The organism is Streptomyces sp. NPDC001194, from assembly GCF_042896985.1.
GTDB lineage: Bacteria > Actinomycetota > Actinomycetes > Streptomycetales > Streptomycetaceae > Streptomyces.
The window spans coordinates 105218-125055 of the sequence record NZ_JBIAXU010000014.1; the positions used below are offsets into that span (position 1 = coordinate 105218).

At 71.7% G+C, this 19838-nt stretch carries 9 protein-coding genes; 4 read left to right on the forward strand and 5 right to left on the reverse strand.

All coding sequences use genetic code 11. The features are described from left to right. From ACFY1T_RS25055 to ACFY1T_RS25070, 4 genes are read right to left on the reverse strand one after another with little or no spacing between them, the layout of a single operon-like run. The gene (locus ACFY1T_RS25055) at window positions 1-4965 is read right to left on the reverse strand and encodes a type I polyketide synthase (RefSeq protein ID WP_390790233.1); all 4965 of its coding nucleotides are present in this window, start codon (window positions 4963-4965) and stop codon (window positions 1-3) included. Window positions 4966-4974: 9 nt separating this feature from the next. Further along, the gene (locus ACFY1T_RS25060; RefSeq protein WP_390790154.1) at window positions 4975-13422 is read right to left on the reverse strand and encodes a beta-ketoacyl synthase N-terminal-like domain-containing protein; all 8448 of its coding nucleotides are present in this window, start codon (window positions 13420-13422) and stop codon (window positions 4975-4977) included. A 13-nt stretch (window positions 13423-13435) separates the two neighbouring features. Then, window positions 13436-14860 (reverse strand): NAD(P)/FAD-dependent oxidoreductase, encoded by a 1425-nt coding sequence (locus ACFY1T_RS25065; RefSeq protein WP_390790155.1) that lies wholly within the window; start codon window positions 14858-14860, stop codon window positions 13436-13438. Beyond that, window positions 14857-15306, reverse strand: a complete 450-nt coding sequence (locus ACFY1T_RS25070) for an SRPBCC family protein (RefSeq protein ID WP_158734399.1) — start codon at window positions 15304-15306, stop codon at window positions 14857-14859. The genes ACFY1T_RS25065 and ACFY1T_RS25070 overlap by 4 nt, the downstream gene beginning before the upstream one ends. 352 nt (window positions 15307-15658) lie before the next feature. Between ACFY1T_RS25070 and ACFY1T_RS25075 the strand changes: the two genes are divergently transcribed. The 3 genes from ACFY1T_RS25075 to ACFY1T_RS25085 all read left to right on the forward strand — a co-directional run bounded on the left by ACFY1T_RS25075 (window position 15659) and on the right by ACFY1T_RS25085 (window position 19259). After that, a complete protein-coding gene (locus ACFY1T_RS25075) occupies window positions 15659-16507 on the forward strand; it encodes a mycofactocin-coupled SDR family oxidoreductase (RefSeq protein ID WP_390790156.1) in 849 nt (282 codons plus the stop codon). A 324-nt stretch (window positions 16508-16831) separates the two neighbouring features. Next, entirely contained in the window at window positions 16832-18268 is a 1437-nt protein-coding gene (locus ACFY1T_RS25080; RefSeq protein ID WP_390790157.1) for an MFS transporter, read from the forward strand. Window positions 18269-18485: 217 nt separating this feature from the next. Further along, on the forward strand, window positions 18486-19259 hold the full coding sequence (locus ACFY1T_RS25085; protein WP_390790158.1) for an SDR family NAD(P)-dependent oxidoreductase: 774 nt from the start codon (window positions 18486-18488) through the stop codon (window positions 19257-19259). Between the two features lie 24 nt (window positions 19260-19283). On the opposite strand, the gene ACFY1T_RS25090 is transcribed toward ACFY1T_RS25085, so the two are convergent. Next, window positions 19284-19553: a hypothetical protein gene (locus ACFY1T_RS25090; RefSeq protein WP_030870350.1), complete on the reverse strand. Its 270-nt coding sequence runs from the start codon at window positions 19551-19553 to the stop codon at window positions 19284-19286. 152 nt (window positions 19554-19705) lie between these two features. Here ACFY1T_RS25090 and mftA point away from each other — a divergent pair, with 152 nt between their 5' ends. Beyond that, a complete protein-coding gene (gene mftA / locus ACFY1T_RS25095) occupies window positions 19706-19834 on the forward strand; it encodes a mycofactocin precursor MftA (RefSeq protein ID WP_063755672.1) in 129 nt (42 codons plus the stop codon). The last annotated feature ends 4 nt before the right edge of the window (window positions 19835-19838 follow it).

The following is a 19838-nucleotide window of genomic DNA, read 5'->3' on the forward strand; positions in this document are numbered from 1 at the left end:
TCAGGCGAGGCCGAGTTCCTTGTCGATGAAGGCGAAGACGTCGTCCGCCGATGCGGACTCGAGCTTGTCCTCCACGTTCGAGCCGTCGGTGGCACCGAGGGTCTCGTTCACCCGGGCGAGCAGGGCCTGCAGCCGGGTGCTGATCTTGTTGCGTTCGATCTCCTCGGCGCCGAGCGCCGTGATCGCGTCCTCGATGCGGTCGAGTTCCTCCAGGACCGACGGCTGCCCGCCGTCGGCGTCCGGGCAGAGCTCCGTGCGGAGGAAGTCCGCGAGGGCCGCCGGGCTGGAGTAGTCGAAGATCATCGTGGCGGGCAGCTTCGCGCCGGTGGCCTTGGAGAGCCGCTTGCGCAGGTCGACCGCCGCGACCGAGTCGAATCCGAGGTCGTCGAACGCCCGGGTCGGCTGGAGGTCGGCCGGGTTGTCGTAGCCGAGCAGGTCGGCCGCGTGCGTCCGTACGAGGGTGAGGAGCGTCCGGCGCTGCTCCGCCTCGGGCATCGTGGCGAGCTTGTCCGCCAGTGCGGATCCGCCGGAGGACTCGTCCTCACCGTCGCCGTCCACGATGGCCTGTACGTCGGGCAGTCCGCGCAGCAGCGGACGCGGCCGGGACAGGGTGAAGGTGGGGGCGAACCGGTCCCAGTCGAACTCGGCGACGACGATCTCCTCCTCGCCGTCCGCCAGGATCTGCCGCAGCGCGGTGACCGCCTGCGCCGGGTCCATGGCCGGGACGCCGATGCGCTTGACGACGGCCCGCAGTTCGGCGTCGACCATGCCGCTGTCCCAGGTGCCCCAGGCGATCGAGGTCGCCGCCTGGCCGCGGGCTCGGCGGCGGCCGGCGATGCCGTCGAGGAAGGCGCTCGCGCTGGCGTACGCGCTCTGGCCGAAGCTGCCCCAGACCGCGGCGCCCGAGGAGAAGACGATGAACGCCTCGAGCGGGGTGTCGGCGAGCAGTTCGTCGAGGTGCACCGCGCCGGTGATCTTGGCGTGGCCGACCTCGGCGAACTCCTCCGGGCTCAGCTCCGTCAGCTGCGCGAGCCGCTGGGGCACTCCGGCCGCGTGCACGACCGAGGTCAGCGGGTACTCGGCCGGCAGGTTGCCGAGCAGGGTACGGAGGGCTTCGCGGTCGGCCACGTCACACGCCTCGACCGACACCTTGGTGCCGAGCGCGCCGAGTTCGGCGGCCAGTTCGGCCACGCCCTCGGCGGCCAGGCCCCGGCGGCTGGTGAGGACCAGGTGTTCGGCGCCCTCGGCGGCCAGCAGCCGGGCCACATGGGCGCCGAGTCCGCCGGTACCGCCGGTGATCAGGGTCGTACCGCGCGGGCTCCACTTGTTCTGCGGGCCGCGGGCCGCGCTGCGGGGCGCTGATGCCGAGGCACGGACCAGGCGGCGGCCGTGGACGCCGTCGGCGCGTACGGCGAGGTGGTCTTCGCCGTCGGTCGCCGCGAGGATGTCGCACAGCCGTCCGGCCGCGCGCTCGTCGGCGTCGGCGGGCAGGTCGACCAGGCCGCCCCAGGTGTCGGGGATGTCCAGGGCCATGCTCGTGCCCAGTCCCCACAGGGCGGTCTGGAAGGGGGCGGTCAGCTCGGCCGCGTCGTCGACGGCCACGGCTCCCGAGGTGACGCACCAGACGCGGGCGGTGACCCCGGCGTCCGTGAGCGCCTGCAGGAGGGTGATCGTGGCGGCGGTGCCGCGGGAGAGCGCCGGGTGCCGCGGGTGCGTACGGTCGTCCAGGGCCAGCAGCGACAGCACGCCGGCGGGGGCCGGCTGCGTGCGCAGCAGACCGGCGAGCCGGGTACGGTCCTCGTCGGACTCGATGGGCACGGGCTGCGCCCCGCGGGCCTCGAGAGCGGCCAGGACGGCGGCGACCAGCGGGGATTCGCGGTGCCCGGCGGGTACGGCGACCAGCCACGGCCCGGTCAGCGGGGCCTGGGCCGGGTCGGCGAGCCGCTCCCAGTCCAGGCGGTAGCGCCAGGAGTCGACGACCGACTGGGCGCGCTGCCTGCGGCGCCAGGCCGAGATGGCGGGGAGTACCTCGCCGAGGGCGGGGGTGTCGATGCCGAGGCGCTCCGCGAGCGCGGTGGCGTCCTCCCGCTCGACGGCGTCCCAGAACAGGGCGTCGGCCGGGTCGGCGGCTGCGGCGGGAGCCGCGGTTCCGGTCTCCTCCTCGTCCCAGCTGGACATCCAGAAGCGGCGGCGCTGGAAGGCGTACGTCGGCAGCTCCACGCTGCGGGCGCCCAGGCCCTCGTAGAAGACGGCCCAGTCGATCGCGGTGCCCCGCGTGGAGGCGAGGGCGACGGCGGAGAGCAGTTCGCGCTCCTCGTCGCGGGCGCGGCGCAGCAGCGGCGCGAAGACGACGTCCTCGTCGTCGGCGACGCAGCCGGCCCCCATCGGGGAGAGGGCGGCGTCGGGGCCGAGTTCGAGGAAGGTGGTGACGCCCCGGCCGGTGAGGGTGCGGATGCCGTCGGCGAAGCGGACGGCCTCGCGGACGTGGCGCACCCAGTACTCGGGCGTGCCCAGCGCATCGGCTATCTCACCCGTGACGTTGGAGACCACCGGGATGGCGGGCTTCGCGTACGTCAGTTCTGCGGCGACGGCGCGGAACTCGTCGAGCATCGGCTCCATGAGGGCCGAGTGGAAGGCGTGGGAGACGGCGAGGCGCTTGGTCTTGCGGCCCAGAGCCTCGAAGTGGTTCTGGATCCCGGCGACCGCGTCCTCGGTGCCCGAGAGCACCAGCGCGGAGGGCCCGTTGATCGCGGCGATGTCGACACCGTCGACCAGCAGCGGCAGCACCTCCTCCTCGGTGGCCTGGACGGCCACCATGGCACCGCCCTCGGGCAGCGCGTTCATCAGCCGCCCGCGGGCAGCCACCAGCTTGGCCGCATCGGCCAGCGACAGCACACCGGAAACGTGCGCGGCAGCCAGCTCACCGATGGAGTGACCCGCCAGGAAGTCCGGACGGACCCCCCACGACTCGAGCAGCCGGAACAGCGCCACCTCGACGGCGAACAGACCGGTCTGCGTGTACGCGGTCCGGTTCAGCAGACCCGCGTCCTCACCCCAGACCACATCCTTCAGCGGGATCTCCAGGTGCCCGTCCAACTCAGCGACCACCGCATCGAACGCGGACGCGAAAGCCGGGAAGACCTCGTACAGCTCACGGCCCATGCCCAGACGCTGCGCACCCTGACCCGTGAACAGGAAGGCCGTCAGTCCGTCGGCCTGCACGGTGCCGGTGGGGACCGAAGCGCCCTGCTCCCCCTCGGCGAGGGCCGCGAGGGCCCCGAGGAGTTCGGCCCGGTCGGAAGCGATGACCACGGCCCGGTCCTCGAGCGCCGCACGGGTGGTCGCCAGGGAGAAGCCGAGGTCCACGAGCTCCTGGCCCGGGTTGCCCTCGATGTGCGCCAGGAGCCGCGCCGCCTGGGCGCGCAGGGCAGCCTCGGACTTGCCGGAGACCGGGAGCGGCAGGAGTCCGGCGCGGCGGGCCGGTGCGGTGCTCCCGGCGGTCCCGGCGGTCCCGTCTTCGGTGTCCGTCCCGGCGTCCGGTCCGGCCGCGGCGTCGGCCGCCGCGTCGGCTTCGGGGGCCTGCTCGACGATGACGTGGGCATTGGTGCCGCTGAGACCGAACGAGGAGATGCCGGCGCGGCGCGGGTGGCCGTAGTCCGGCCAGTCGATCGGCTCGGTGAGCAGCTCGACGTTGCCGGCGTCCCAGTCGACCTCGGGCGTGGGCTCGTCCACGTGGAGGGTCTTGGGGAGCTTTCCGTGGCGGATCGCCTGGACCATCTTGATGATGCCGCCGACGCCGGCCGCGCCCTGCGTGTGCCCGATGTTCGACTTCAGCGAGCCCAGCCACAGCGGCTGGTCCTCCGGGCGGCCCTTGCCGTAGGTCGCAAGCAGGGCCTGCGCCTCGATCGGGTCGCCGAGCGTGGTGCCGGTGCCGTGCGCCTCGACCACGTCGACTTCGGCGGTCGAGAGCTGGCCGTTGGCGAGCGCGGCCTGGATGACCCGCTGCTGGGAGGGGCCGTTCGGCGCGGTCAGCCCGTTGGAGGCGCCGTCGGAGTTCACGGCGGTGCCGCGGACGACGGCCAGTACGGGGTGCCCGTTCTTGCGAGCGTCGGAGAGCCGCTCCAGCAGGAGCATGCCGACGCCCTCGCCCCAGCCGGTGCCGTCCGCCGCCCCGGCGAAGGACTTGCAGCGGCCGTCGGCGGCGAGGCCGCGCTCCTGGCTGAAGCCGATGAACGCGCCCGGCGTGGCCATGACGGTGACGCCGCCGGCCAGTGCCATCGAGCACTCGCCGGTCCGCAGCGCCTGGATGGCCCAGTGCAGGGCGACCAGCGAGGAGGAGCAGGCCGTGTCGACGCTGACCGCCGGGCCCTCCAGGCCCAGGACGTACGAGATGCGGCCGGAAGCGACGCTGGTGATGCTGCCCATGCCGCCGCCGCCGAGGTAGTCGTCGTAGACGATGCCGACGAACACACCGGTCGGGCTGCCCTTGAGGGAGAGCGGGTCGATCCCCGCACGTTCCAGGACCTCCCAGGACGTCTCCAGCAGCAGTCGCTGCTGCGGGTCGGTCTCGCGCGCCTCGCGCGGGCTCATCCGGAAGAAGTCCGGGTCGAAGCCCTGCGAGTCGTGCAGGAAGCCGCCCTCCTTGGCGTACGTCTTGCCGGGGGTCTGCGGCTCGGGGTCGTAGATGCCCTCGATGTCCCAGTCCCGGTTCTCCGGCATGCCGGAGACCGCGTCCCGCCCCTGGTCGACGAGGTCCCACAGGTCCTCGGGGGTGGCGACGCCCCCGGGGTAGCGGCAGCTCATCGAGACGATGGCGATGGGTTCGCGCGACTTGGCCTCCAGCTCACGCAGGCGGCGCTTGGTCTGCTGGAGGTCACCGGTGGCGCGCCGGAGGTATTCCCGGAGTTTTTCGTCGTTTCCCATTTCAACCCTCGTACCGAGTGCGGGCAGTTGGCGAAGCAGCAGACATGCGCATCAGGCTCCGAGCTCGCTGTCGAGGAACTCGAACAGCTCGTCGTCCGTCGCCGTTTCGTAGGAGTCGGCCGGTTCCACGGGCAGCGAGCCGCCGTGGGTGTCCTGCCATTTGCGCAGCAGGGCTTCCAGCCGCGCGGTGATCTTGTTGAATTCGCCGCTGGCCGGCTCGAAGGCGGCGAGAACCGTCTCCAGCCGTTCGACCTCGCCGAACACCGGGGCGGTGGCATCGGCGTCGCCCGGGTCGAGGGCGGCGTAGAGGAACGCCGCCGCCGTACGCGAGGTCGGGTAGTCGAAGACGAGCGTCGCGGGGATCTTCAGTCCGGTCTCGGCGGCGAGCCGCTTGCGCAGCTCGACGCCGGCGAGCGAGTCGAAGCCGAGGTCCTGGAAGACCCGGTCGGGTCCGATGGAGTCCCCGGAGGCGTGCCCCAGCGTCGCGGCCACGTGCATGCGGACCAGGTCGAGCAGGGCCCGCTCGCGCTCGTCGGGGTCGAGGACCGCCAGTTTGTCGCGCAGGCCCGAGTCGGCGCCGGAGCGGCCGCCCTTGCGGGCCGGGACCCGGACGACGGCCCGCAGTACGTCGGGCAGTTCGTCGGCGCGCGAGCGCAGGGCCCCCTGGTCGAGCAGGAACGGGACCAGCAGGGCGTCCCGGCCGCCGAGCGCCTCGTCGAACAGGGCCAGGCCCTCCGCGACGGTGAGCGCCGGCATGCCGATCCGGCCCATCCGCTCCCGGTACACCTCGCCGGGTTCGCCGTCGGCCTCCCAGGGCCCGTAGGCCAGGGAGAGGCCGGGCAGGCCCTGCTCCCGGCGGTGTGCGGCCAGGGCGTCCAGGTAGCTGTTGGCCGCGGCGAAGTTCGCCTGGCCCATGCCGTAGGTGATGCCGGCGGAGGAGGAGAGCAGGACGAACGCCGTCAGGTCGAGGTCCCGGGTCAGCTCGTGCAGCTGCCAGGCGGACTCGGCCTTCGCGGTGAGTACGGTCTCCAGCTGCTTCTGCGTCAGGGCGTCGACCAGTGCGTTGTCGACGGCTCCGGCCGCGTGCACCACGGCGGTCACCGGCTGCGCCGCGGACGCGCCGGCCAGGAGGGCGGCGAGCGCCTCCCGGTCGGCCGGGTCCGTGTCGGCCACGGCGACCTCGGCCCCGAGCGCGGCCAGCTCGGCGCGCAGCGGTTCCACGGCCGCGCCGCCGGTCAGCAGCAGGCGGGCCCCGTACCGGCGTACGAGGTGACGGGCCAGCTCCGCGCCCGCCGGGTGCTCGGCTCCGGTGAGCAGGGTGGTGCCCGTGCCGAGAGCGGCCTCCCCGGTGGCGGCGGGCGGTGCCGCGACGAGACGCGGTACGAGGACCGTACCGGCGTGCAGGGCGAGTTCGGCCTCGCCGCCGCGCAAGGCGGCGGGCAGCAGCCGGGCGGCGGTGTGCGGGGCGTCGTCGGTGTCCAGGAGCACGAACCGGTCGGGGTTCTCGCCCTGGGCGGCGCGGACCAGGCCCCATACGGACGCCTGGCCGGGGTGGGCGGCGGAACCGCCCGCACCGACGGCTCCCCGGGTGACGAGGACGAGCTTCGCGGAGGCGAGTTCCTCGTTCTTCAGCCAGTCCTGCAAGAGGGTCAGGACCGCGCCCGCCGTGCGGCGCGCGGCGTCGGCCGAGGGACCGTCCGCGGTGAGCGCGGCGCAGTCGAACAGCACGGTCGGCGCGTGGTCGGCGCCCGCGACGGCCGCGGCGAGGGAGTCCAGGTCCTCGTGGACGGGCACGCCCGCACCCAGGCCGAAGGTGTCGGCGCCGAGGACGGCTAGGCCGGCCTCGTCCCCGGTGACGGCCGCGGCGGCCGCGGGGGTCCAGTCGAGCCGGTAGAGGGCCTCGCCCCGGCCGCCTCGCGCCTGGTCCAGCTGTTCGGCGGAGACGGGTACGGCGGCCAGCGAGCCGATCGACAGGGCCGGGCGGCCCGCCGTGTCGGTGACGAGGGCGGTGATGCCGTCGTCCGACGCGGTCCGGGTGATGCGGACGCGGGCCTCGGTGAGGCCGGGGACGTACGCCTCGACGCCCGACCAGGAGGACGGCAGGACCTCGTGGGCGCCGAGCGCCCCGGCGACGGCCGCCACCTGGGCGACGGTGTCGAGCAGCGCCGGGTGGATGCCGTAGCGGGCGGCCTCGGTGTGGGCCTGCTCGGGCAGCGACAGCTCGGCGAACACCTCGGAGCCGCGCCGCCAGATCGACTTGATGCCCTGGAACACCGGGCCGAGGGCGAAGCCCCGGTCGAGCAGCTGCGCGTACGCGCCGGAGGTGTCGACCGCGGTCGCACCGACCGGGGGCCACTCGGCGAGCGGTTCGGCCGCGGTGGCGGACGGCTCGGCGGTCAGCACGCCGGAGGCGTTGCGGGTCCAGGGGAGGCCGGCGTCCGCTCCGCGCGAGTAGATGCTCACGGGACGGTCTCCCGTGGCCCCGTCGGCGGGGCCGACGAGCACGCGCAGGGCGGTTCCGCCGTGCTCGGGCAGGACGAGCGGCACTTCGGCGGTCAGTGCGCGCACTCCGGCGCAGCCGATGCGCTCGGCGGCGTGGACGGCCAGTTCGAGCAGTCCGGCGCCCGGGAAGAGCACCGTGCCGAGCAGGTCGTGGTCGGCCAGCCAGGGCTGGGTCTCCAGGGCGAGGCGTCCGGTCAGGGCGAGCCCGTCGGTGTCCGGCAGCGCGATTTCGGCGCCGAGGAGCGGGTGTTCCGCGGAGTCCACGCCGGCGCCGGTGACGTCGCCGGAGGCCGTCTTCGGGTCGCTCCAGTAGCGGCTGCGCTGGAAGGCGTAGGTCGGCAGCTCGGTGCGGCGGGCGCCGGTTCCGGCGAAGTACGCGTTCCAGTCGACGGTCACGCCGACGGTGTACAGCCGGCCCAGGGCCGTGAGCACGGCCTCCGTCTCGGAGCGGTTCTTGCGCAGCGACGCGACCAGGAGGGAGGCCTCGTCCTCTACGGAGTCCTGGGCCATGCCGGTCAGAATGCCGTCGGGGCCGAGCTCGACGAAGCGGGTGACGCCCTCGGCGGTGAGGGTGCGGATGCCGTCGGCGAAGCGCACGGCCTCGCGCACATGGCGCACCCAGTACTCGGCCGAGCCCAGCTCGTCGGCCAGGAGGCCGGTGACGTTGGAGACCACCGGGATGGCCGGGGCGTTGTAGGCCAGGCCCTCGGCGACCGCGCGGAACTCCTCGAGCATCGGCTCCATCAGGGCCGAGTGGAAGGCGTGCGAGACCGTGAGCCGCTTGGTCTTGCGGCCCAGCTCGCCGAAGCGCTCGGCGACCTTGTGGACGGCGTCCTCGGTACCGGATATGACCAGGGAGGCCGGGCCGTTGATCGCGGCGATGTCGACGCCCTCGACCAGCAGCGGCAGCACCTCGTCTTCAGTCGCCTGGACGGCCACCATGGCGCCGCCCTCGGGCAGCGCGTTCAGCAGCCGTCCACGAGCAGCTACCAGCTTGGCGGCATCGGCCAGCGACAGCACACCGGAAACGTGCGCGGCAGCCAGCTCACCGATGGAGTGACCCGCGAGGAAGTCCGGGCGCACACCCCACGACTCGTAGAGGCGGTAAAGGGCCACCTCGACCGCGAACAAACCGGTCTGCGTGTACGCGGTCCGGCTCAGCAGACCCGCGTCCTCACCCCAGACCACATCCTTCAGCGGAATCTCCAGGTGCCCGTCCAACTCAGCGACCACCGCATCGAACGCGGACGCGAAAGCCGGGAAGGCCCCGTACAGCTCACGGCCCATGCCCAGACGCTGCGCACCCTGACCCGTGAACAGGAAGGCCGTCAGTCCGCGGGCCGTCTCGCCGCTGACCACGTGGGACGCGGACGTGCCAAGGGTGAGCGCGGACAGGCCGGCGAGAAGCTCGTCTCGGTCGGAGCCGACCACCACCGCACGGTGGTCCAGCGCCGCCCGGCCGCTCGCCAGCGAGAACGCCACGTCCACGGGACGCAGTTCCGGCCGCTCCCCGACATGGGCCAGCAGCCGGTCGGCCTGGGCCGTCAGCGCCTGCGCGCTCTTGCCCGAGACCGCCCACACCGTGACCGGCGCGTTCTCCCCGGCCGGCGGGCCGGCCTGCTCGGCCACCGCTTCCTCGGTCACGGCTTCTTCGACGATGACGTGCGCGTTGGTGCCGCTGAAGCCGAACGCGGACACGGCGGCACGGCGCGGACGACCGTTCCCGGCCCACTCGCGGGCCTCGGTCAGCAGCTTGACGTTGCCCGCGCTCCAGTCGACCTCGGGGGTCGGCTCGTCCACGTGCAGGGTCTTCGGGAGCACGCCGTGGCGGATCGCCTCGACCATCTTGATGACACCGCCGATACCGGCGGCCGCCTGCGTGTGGCCGATGTTGGACTTGAGCGAGCCCAGCCACAGCGGCCGGTCCTCGGGCCGGTCCTGGCCGTACGTCGCCAGCAGCGCCTGCGCCTCGATCGGGTCACCGAGCGTGGTGCCCGTACCGTGCGCCTCCACGACGTCGACATCGGCCGAGGCCAGACCCGCGTTGGCCAGCGCCTGCCGGATGACCCGCTGCTGGGAGGGGCCGTTCGGCGCGGTCAGACCGTTGGACGCACCGTCCTGGTTGACCGCACTGCCGCTGATGACGGCGAGCACCGGGTGCCCGTTCTTGCGCGCCTCGGAGAGCCGCTCCAGGAGCAGCACACCGGCGCCCTCGCCCCAGCCGGTGCCGTCGGTGGAGGCGGCGAAGGACTTGCAGCGGCCGTCGGGGGCGAGCCCCTGCTCCTGGCTGAAGGCGACGAAGGAACCGGGCGTGGCCATGACGGTGACGCCACCGACCAGTGCCATCGAGCACTCGCCGGACTTCAGCGCCTGTCCGGCGAGGTGCAGGGCCACGAGCGAGGACGAGCAGGCCGTGTCGACGCTGACCGCGGGGCCTTCGAGACCGAGGACGTACGAGACGCGGCCCGAGACGACGCTGGAGATGGCGCCGGTGCCCATGTCCGGGGAGTAGTCGTCGTAGATGACGCCGGCGAAGACACCGGTCGAGCTGCCCTTGAGGGACAGCGGGTCGATGCCCGCGCGCTCCAGGGCCTCCCATGCCGTCTCCAGCATGAGCCTCTGCTGCGGGTCGGTGCCGGTGGCTTCGCGGGGGCTCATCCGGAAGAACTCGGGGTCGAACTCGGCCGCGTCGTAGAGGAAGCCGCCCCGGCGGGTGTAGCTCTTGCCGGGCTTTCCGGGCTCGGGGTCGTACAGCGAGTCGACGTCCCAGCCGCGGTCGGCCGGGAAGTCGCCGACCGCGTCGACGCCGCCCGCGACGAGCTGCCACAGCTCCTCGGGGGTGCTCACACCGCCCGGGTAGCGGCAGGCCATGCCGACGATCGCGAGCGGCTCGTCGTACCTGCCGGTGGCCGCCGCCGTCTCGCGGACCGGGCCGGTGGCCCCCGACAGCTCCGCGGCCAGGTGCTCGGCGAGCGTCTCGGGCGTCGGGTAGTCGAAGATCAGGGTCGCGGGCAGCCGGATGCCGAGGGCGGCGCTCAGCTGCGTACGGAACTCCATGGCCGTCGGCGAGTCGAAGCCCAGTTCCTGGAAGGCGCGGTCCGGCTCGACCGCGCCGGCCGAGGCGTGCCCGAGTACGGCGGCGGTCATCTCGCGGACGAGGCGCAGCAGGGCCCGGGTGCGCTCGGCGTCGCTCGCTCCGGCGAACTGCCGGGTGAGGTCGTCGGCGGTGGCGGCCACCTGGGCGGCGGCCTCGGGGGCCTGGTGGACGAAGGAGTGGGCGGTGGTGTCCAGCCAGTACCGCTCGTGCTGGAAGGCGTATGTCGGCAGGTCGGTGCGCTGGGCGCCGGTGCCGGCGAAGTACGCGGACCAGTCGACGGACGCTCCCGTGGTGTGGAGCCGGCCGAGGGCGGTCAGCACCGCCTCCGTCTCCGAACGGTTCTTGCGAACGGTCGGGATCAGGGCCGCGCCCTCGTCCTCGACGGAGTCCTGGGCCATGCCGGTCAGCACACCGTCGGGACCCAGCTCGACGAAGCGGGTGACGCCCTGGGCGGTGAGGGTGCGGATGCCGTCGGCGAAGCGCACGGCCTCGCGGACGTGGCGCACCCAGTACTCGGGCGTGCCCAGCTCGTCGGCCAGGAGGCCCGTGACGTTGGAGACCACCGGGATGGCGGCCGTGCCGTACGTGAGGGTCTGCGCGACCGCGCGGAACTCCTCGAGCATCGGCTCCATCAGAGCCGAGTGGAAGGCGTGCGAAACGGTCAGGCGCTTGGTCTTGCGGCCCAGACCCTCGAAGTGGTTCTGGATCCCGGCGACCGCGTCCTCGGTGCCCGAGAGCACCAGCGCCGAAGGCCCGTTGATCGCGGCGATGTCGACGCCCTCGACCAGCAGCGGCAGCACCTCGTCTTCAGTCGCCTGGACGGCCACCATGGCACCGCCCTCGGGCAGCGCGTTCATCAGCCGCCCACGAGCAGCCACCAGCTTGGCCGCATCGGCCAGCGACAGAACCCCCGCGACATGCGCGGCAGCCAGCTCACCGATGGAATGACCCGCCAGGAAGTCCGGACGCACACCCCAGGACTCGTAGAGGCGGTAAAGAGCCACCTCGACGGCGAACAAACCGGTCTGCGTGTACGCGGTCCGGTTCAGCAGACCCGCGTCCTCACCCCAGACCACATCCTTCAGCGGGATCTCCAGGTGCCCGTCCAGCTCCGCGGCCACCGCATCGAACGCGGAGGCAAAAGCCGGGAAGGCCCCGTACAGCTCACGGCCCATGCCCGGACGCTGCGCACCCTGACCCGTGAACAAGAAGGCGGTACGTCCCTTGACGCGTCCCGCACCACGCACGACACCCGCCGCGCTACGGCCCTCGGCCAGCGCCGACAGACCCGCGACCAGCTCCTCGCGGTCCGCACCCACCACCACCGCACGGTGCTCCAGTGCCGCCCGGCCGCTCGCCAGCGAGAACGCCACGTCCACGGGGCGCAGTTCGGGCCGTGCCTGCGCGTACGACAGCAGCCGTCCGGCCTGCGCGGTCAGAGCCTGCGCCGTCTTGCCCGACACCGTCCACAGCGTGGCCGGAGACCTCTCCCCGGCCGGTGCGACCGCCTCCTCGGCGGCCTCCTCGGCGGCTTCGTCTGCGGCCTGCTCCACGATCACGTGGGCGTTGGTCCCGCTGAGGCCGAACGACGAGATGCCCGCGCGGCGGATCCCGCCGTGGTCCGGCCACTCGCGGGCCTCGGTCAGCAGCCGGACGTTGCCCGCGCTCCAGTCCACCGCGGGGGTCGGCTCGTCCACGTGCAGGGTCTTCGGCAGCACGCCGTGCCGCATCGCCTCGACCATCTTGATGACACCGCCGACGCCGGCGGCCGCCTGCGTGTGGCCGATGTTGGACTTGAGCGAGCCCAGCCACAGCGGCCGGTCCTCGGGCCGGTCCTGGCCGTACGTCGCCAGCAGCGCGTCCGCCTCGATCGGGTCGCCCAGCTTCGTACCCGTGCCGTGCGCCTCGACGACGTCGACATCGGCCGAGGCCAGACCCGCGTTGGCCAGCGCCTGCCGGATCACCCGGCGCTGCGAAGGACCGTTCGGGGCGGTCAGACCGTTGGACGCACCGTCCTGGTTGACCGCGCTGCCGCGGACCACCGCGAGCACGGGGTGCCCGTTCTTGCGCGCGTCGGACAGCCGCTCCAGCAGGAGCACCCCGACGCCCTCGGAGCAGCCGGTGCCGTCGGTGGCGGCGGCGAAGGACTTGCAGCGCCCGTCGGCGGCGAGGCCGCGCTGGGTGCTGAAGTAGATGAACATCTCCGGGGACGACATCACGGTGACGCCACCCGCGAGCGCGAGCGAGGACTCGCCCGAGCGCAGCGACTGCACGGCCAGGTGCAGGGCCACGAGCGAGGAGGAGCAGGCGGTGTCGACGGAGAGCGCCGGTCCCTGGAGGCCCAGCGTGTAGGCGACGCGGCCGGAGACGAGGCTGCCGCCGCTGGTGGCACCGGCCTCCACGCCCAGGCCGTAGTCGTGGTACATCAGGCCGGCGAACACGCCGGTCTGGCTGCCCTTGAGCGAGTTCGGCGCGATGCCGGCGCTCTCGAGGGCTTCCCAGCTCGCCTCCAGCAGCAGTCGCTGCTGCGGGTCCATGAGCAGGGCCTCGTTCGGGCTGATGCCGAACAGGCCCGGGTCGAAGTCGCCCGCACCCGTGAGGAAGCCGCCCTCGCGGACGTAGGACGTGCCCGGAGCTCCCGGCTCCGGGTCGTAGACGTCTTCGAGGTCCCAGCCGCGGTCGGCGGGGAACTCGGTGATCGCGTCGGTGCCCTCCGCGACCAGGCGCCACAGCTCCTCCGGGGAGGACACGCCTCCCGGATACCGGCAGCTCATCGACACGATCGCGATGGGCTCGTCGCTCACCTGGGTGCGCTCGGCCTCGGCCAGCCGTCGGCGGGCTTCCCGCAGATCAGCGGTAGCGCGCCTGAGGTATCCGAGAAGCTTCTCCTCGTTGCTCACGGACAGCGGTCCCCTAACTCAGGTTGCTGGTGGTTGCGGACAGTTCTGCGGCCGGGGCGTCCTCGTCGAGGCGTCCGGTGAACTCCGGGAACTGGGCGATGGCTTCCGCGTCGGTGAGCGGCGCGCGCTGCGGGCCGCGGAACACGGTGATGAGTGCCGACAGCGACATCATCTTGCTGGCCGGGCTCTTGAGCGTGGCCACCTCGAAGGCCAGGCCGGCGATCAGCGGCGTGACGGTCGCCACCTGGGCGAAGCGGGCGACCAGCTTGCGCTGGGCGTTGCCGCCCTTGAGCTTGATGTTGGTCTTGACCCCGGGGAACCAGCGGTCGCTGCTGATCGCCGTCATCCAGGGGCCGTCGGCCAGCTTCGCGATGTCGGCCTGGACGCGTCGGGACAGGCCCGGCTTCAGACCGTACGTCTTGAGCTGCGTGCGCAGCGCGAGGGCACCGAAGGCCGCGAGCGACATGCCGGTGGCGTAGTTGGGGCTGAGCACCGTCGCCGAGTCTCCGATGGCGATGAAGTTCTCCGGCACCGGGAGCTTCTCCCAGTGGCGGCGGCGGTCCGCGAGGCCGCGCGCGCCGCGGATCTCTCCGACCGGCGTGGCCGTGGCCATCAGGCGGGCGACCATGGGGTGGCGGACATTGCGGGCGAACTCGTTGAAGCCCTCTTCGCCCGTGGGCGGCTGACCGCCCCTGTGGCCGATGAGCGGGATGATCCAGCGGCCGTTCTCCAGCGGCATCAGGCCGGCGCCGCCGCCCGGCCCGTCCTCGTGGGCCTTGGCCTGGATGAGCATGGCCGGGATGCCTTCGCGGGCCCACTCGGGTGCCTCGTACACGCGGCTCGCGTAGGCGAGTCCGGCATCGAGGTGCTCCTCCTCGACCTGCGGCAGGCCGAGTTCGACGAGCCATTCGGGGGCCTTGGAGCGGCTGCCGGTGGCGTCCACGACGAAGTCCGCGGAGATCGTGTACTCCGGCTCCGTGCCGGCCTGGACGCGGGCTCCGGTCACCTTCTGGGCGTTGCCGACCAGGCCGATCACCTTGGTGCCCTGCAGGACGGTGATGACGTCGTCGCGCAGCGCCTGGAGGCGCACCGTGTAGTCGATCAGGCTGCGGGTGCAGCTGATGAGGTACGCGTCGTGGTCGAAGCGCGTGTACCAGCCGTCCGCGGACAGGGTCAGGATGTCCTTGGCCATGCGCAGCTTGTGGGCTCCGGCCGCGTACAGCAGGTCGGTCGTGCCCGGGAGCAGCTGGTCGAGGGCGTCGGCGCCGCCGCCCATGAACATGTGCGACTGGTGGGCCTGCGGGATGCCGCGGCGGGGCCGCGGGCCGTCGGGGTAGACGTCGTAGTCGACGACGGTCACGCGGTCCACATGACGCGAGAGGGCCACGGCGGAGAGCAGGCCGGAGAGGCCGCCGCCCAGGACGAGGGCGTGGGTCATCGGGTCACCTCCGGCAGGGCGGCACGGCGCTGGGCTTCCTTCTCGAGGGCGGCGAAGGTGAACTGCACGTCCGTGCGGTAACGCTTGGCGAAGAGGGGGAAGATCGGCGCGAAGCCGCCGTAGATCTCGGAGGTGCGGCTGACGGTGACCTTTCCGTCCCCGGCCGGCCGGTACTCGTTGATGATCAGCATGTGGCCGAACGGCATGGGCGACCGGGTCGTGAACGAGCGCTCTTCCTCGATCTTGACGATCTTGAAGTGGCTGGGGCGGCCGGGCGTGATGCGGTTGACGGTCCAGCCACCGCCGCCGACCTCGAACGCCCCGTCGAAGCCGCAGCTGGTGAAGTGCGGGTCCCAGGTGGCCCAGGCCGCCACGTCGGTCATCGTCTTCCAGACCGACGACACGTCACCGTCGATTGTTACCGAGTCGCTCAATTTGTAGACCATACGGAATCCTCTGGGCCTCATTCTCTTCGCAGGGCACGGGGACGCCAGTGTCCTGGTTTCCGGGATTTGCAGCGGAGCCGATGTCATTCAAGTCCGAACCGCATTGTTCTCGCCAGGAAACAGACCCCCTAACAGGCTGTCCGGCACCCCTAAAAGGCCTGCTCAAGGCTTTAGCGGATCTCAAGCGACGGCGAGATCGCGCCAAAGCGGTCCTGTCCGGTTCCGCCACCCCTAATTCACAGGGGGCGGCCCGATTAGGGGTCGGACAACGGGAATGCGGCGACCTGACGACGGTACAAAGTGCAAAGGAGCCTCAGGCTCCGCCGACCAACCGATCGTCAAGGAGGACCCGATGGGCCGTGTAGCGGGAAAGGTTGTCGCAATCACCGGCGCGGCGCGAGGGCAGGGCCGCAGCCATGCCGTGCGGCTCGCCGAAGAGGGCGCGGACATCATCGCCATCGACATCTGTGAGGACCTCGAGGTCGCCGAGTACCCGCTCGGCACCGAGGAGGAGCTCCAGGAGACCGCCCGCCTGGTCGAGAAGGCCGGCCGGCGCGTCGTCACCAAGAAGGTCGACGTCCGCGACCGGGCTGCGCTCTCGCAGGCCATTGACGAGGGCGTGGCCGAACTCGGCCGGCTGGACGTCGTGGTGACCAGCGCCGGTGTCGCGGCGATCGGCGCCGACCGTCCGCTGAGCGTGTGGGCCGACACCGTGGACGTGAACCTCATCGGTTCGCTCAACACGGTCCACGCGGCGCTGCCGCACCTGGGCGAAGGATCGTCGATCATCCTGATCGGCTCGGCCGCCGCCTACCTGGCCTCGCCGGGCTTCGACGAGCACATGGGCCCGGGCGGCATCGCCTACCCGTTCGCCAAGCAGGTGCTGAGCCAGTACGTCAACTGGTTCGCCCCGATCCTGGCGCCGACCAACCGGCGGATCAACCTGATCCACCCGACCAACGTGAACACCCCGATGCTGCACAACGAGCGCATCTACAAGACCTTCCGCCCGGACCTGGAGAACCCGACGCGCGAGGACGCGGAGCAGGTCTTCCCCGGTTTCCTCGGCCTGCCGGCTCCGTACGTCGAGCCGATCGACGTGTCGCACGCGGTGACCTACCTGGCCTCCGACGAGTCGCGGTTCGTCACCGGCAGCCAGCTGAAGGTTGACGGCGGAACCGCCGTCAAGCACGGCAAGTAGGGCACGGGGCGCCCCTGTTGGCGCCTCGTCGGCGTGTTGCCACGCTCCATCAGCGTCATGTACATTCGTTTATGACGTAAGTACGTACAGATTCTTGGGGGCACCTTTCCTCGGACCGACAGGTGTGAGCTTCGGAGTCCGAGCAGAACGTCACCGCCGACCCAGGGGCCTGGGCGTTGACCAGTTTTCCCAGGCCCTTGATGTGCCCGGTCACCACGCAAACCCCCCGTTGTGGCGACCGGTCATGGGCGGAGCCCCGCCAACCACACAGGCGGCGGGGCTCCGGCCCTCCCCATCCCCCCTCCTTCAACGGACGGAGTCCGCATGAATAAGCGCGTCATCGCGGTGACGGTGCTCATCTTTGCCATGTTCATGGACCTGGTTGACTCGACCATCGTGAACACGGCTCTCCCTGCGATCCAGGAGAGCCTCGGCGCCACCGCAGCACAGCTGGAATGGACCATCGGCGGCTACATGCTGGCCTTCGCCGGCACCCTGATCACCGGTGGCCGCGTCGGCGACATCTACGGCCGCAAGACCATCTTCGTCCTCGGCATCGCCGGCTTCACCGCCGCCTCGCTGATGGCGTCGTTGGCCGACACCCCGACCGTGCTCGTCCTCGCCCGTGTCATCCAGGGCGCCTTCGCCGGCCTGATGGTCCCGCAGGTGCTCTCGACCGTGCAGGTCCTCTTCAAGCCCGAGGAGCGCGGCCCGATCTACGGCATCATCGGCCTGGTCACCGCGCTCGGCTCGGTCGCCGGCCTGGTCCTCGGCGGATGGCTCATCACGGCCGACGCCTTCGGCGCCGACTGGCGCAGCATCTTCCTCGTCAACCTGCCGATCGGCGCCGTCCTGATCGTCGCCGCCCTGATCGTGGTTCCGAACACCAAGTCGGAGCGTCCGCTCAAGCTCGACCTGCTCGGCGTGGTGCTGGCTTCCGGCACCGTCTTCCTGCTGACCTTCGCGCTGTTCGACGGCCGCCACGAGGACTGGGCCTGGTGGATCTGGACGATGCTGGCAGCGGCCCCGGTCACCGGTCTGCTGTTCGTCCTGCACCAGAAGAAGAAGCTGGCCCGCGACGGCTCGCCGCTGATCCCGCTGTACCTCTTCTCCAACCACGGCTTCCGCTCCGGCATCATCGTCCAGGTCATCTCCTGGGCGGCCACCGGCACGTACATGCTGATCGTCGGCTACTACCTCCAGGCGGCGCTGGGCTTCTCCGCCCTCGCCACCGGTGTCACGCTGACCTCGATGACCGCGGGCGCCATCCTCACGACGCCGATCCTGACCCCGCTCGCCAAGTTCGGGCGCGGCCTGATCCTGGTCGGCGGCCTGGTACAGGCCGTCAGCTTCCTGTGGATCCGCTACGAGATCGTCAACCAGGGCGCCGAGCTCAGCGGCTGGGACCTGGCCCTGCCGCTGGCCCTCTCCGGCCTCGGCATGACCTTGCTCTTCCCGACCCTGCACAACATCACGCTGGCCACGGTCGACCCGGAGAACGCGGGTGCCGCTTCCGGTACGTTCACCACGTTCCAGCAGGTCGGCTACGTGCTCGGCATCGCCCTGGTCGGTGTCGTCTTCTTCGACATCGCCGGTGCCAACCCCACCCCGGAGACCCTCCGGGACGCGGTCGAGGTCGGCCTGTGGATCTCCGTGGGCTCCTTCACCCTCGCGGGCATCTCCAGCCTGCTGATGCCGAAGGCCTCGGCCATGCCGCAGGCCGCCCCGGACGCCCGGGGTGAGCAGCTCGTCCACCACTGAGCCGCTCTCCTGCCGGCATCCGCGGCAGGCACCGGGCAACGCGCCCGACGCAGCGCATGGCGGGGCCCCCGCACCGATTCGGTGCGGGGGCCCCGCCATGTCGTGTTCCGCCCGTCATAGGGGGCCGGTAAGGGTGTCCGCACGGGTGGGTGGCTGAAAGCGTAGCCAGTGGCTCACCTGTGCGAGCCGGGCCATCTCTACCGAAGAGGAGCATGACGTGGCGGATCTGACCGGCAAGACGGCGCTGGTGACGGGAGCCTCCCGCGGGATCGGACGGGCCGTGGCCGAGCGGCTCGGCAGCTCCGGCGCCCTGGTGGCCGTCCACTACGGCCGCCAGGAGACGGCCGCCAAGGAGACGGTCGCCGCCATCGAGGCCGCCGGCGGCAAGGCGTTCACGATCCAGGCGGAGTTCGGCGTGGACGCGGACGCCCTCGACAAGCTGTTCACCGGCCTCGAGGCCGGCCTCGACGGCCGGCCGCTCGACATCCTGGTCAACAACGCGGGCATCGCGAACGGCCCGCTGGGCTCCCTCGAGCTGGTCACCGAGGAGCTCTTCGACAAGATCTTCACGATCAACGCGAAGACGCCCCTGTTCGTGAGCCAGCGCGCGCTGAAGCTGATGCGCGACGGCGGCCGTATCATCAACATCTCCTCGCCCTCGACGCGCATCGCCAGCACCGACCTGGCGTACTCGATGACCAAGGGCGCGGTGGACGTGCTCAGCCGCACCCTCGCCTACTCCGTCGGCTCGCGCGGCATCACCGTCAACTCGGTGGCGGCGGGCATCACGGAGACCGACATCACCTCGTGGCTGAAGGGCAACGAGCCGGTCCGCGCCGCGCTCTCCTCGCTGACGACGCTCGGCCGCATCGGCCAGCCGTCCGACATCGCCGCCGCGGTCGCCTTCCTCGCCTCCGACGACGGCGCGTGGGTCACCGGCCACGTCCTCGACGCGACGGGCGGGTTCTTCCTCGGCCCGGCGATGCACTGACGCTGCCGGACCCCGGCCGGGCCGCTACTTCTCCAGACGCAGCAGCCCGGCCTCGATCATCTTGCGGGACCACACGGTCATGGCCGTCTTGACCTTGGTGGTGTCGGTCTCCCAGACCTCGGCGAGGGAGTCCGCGGCCAGTTCCAGGAATCCGTCGTTGTGGCGCAGTGCGACCCACATCGCGGCACCGACCGGGCTGCACCGGAATCCGGATTCGTCGCCCTTGGAGCGCAGATCCATCTGGCCGTTCACCAGGGCCGTGCTGGTCACTCCGTCACCCGGCAGAATCCGCATGATGCTCTCCTCGTTTTCAAGTCGCCCTCAAGTGCCATAAGCATCGCGGCCCGCGGCAGGGCACACCATGGGGATATCCCCCTGCCCCCGGCTGCTGCTGGCAACAGCCGGGCCCGCGGGCGATCCCCTCCCGTCGACAAGGATGTGCCGTCATGAAAACGGACGAGCTCGACTCGACCGCCTCGGATGAAATCGCGCAGCACTCCGAGGACAACGAAATCGTGGAATCCGAACTGCTCGTCGAAGAGGTCTCGATCGACGGCATGTGCGGCGTCTACTAGGCCC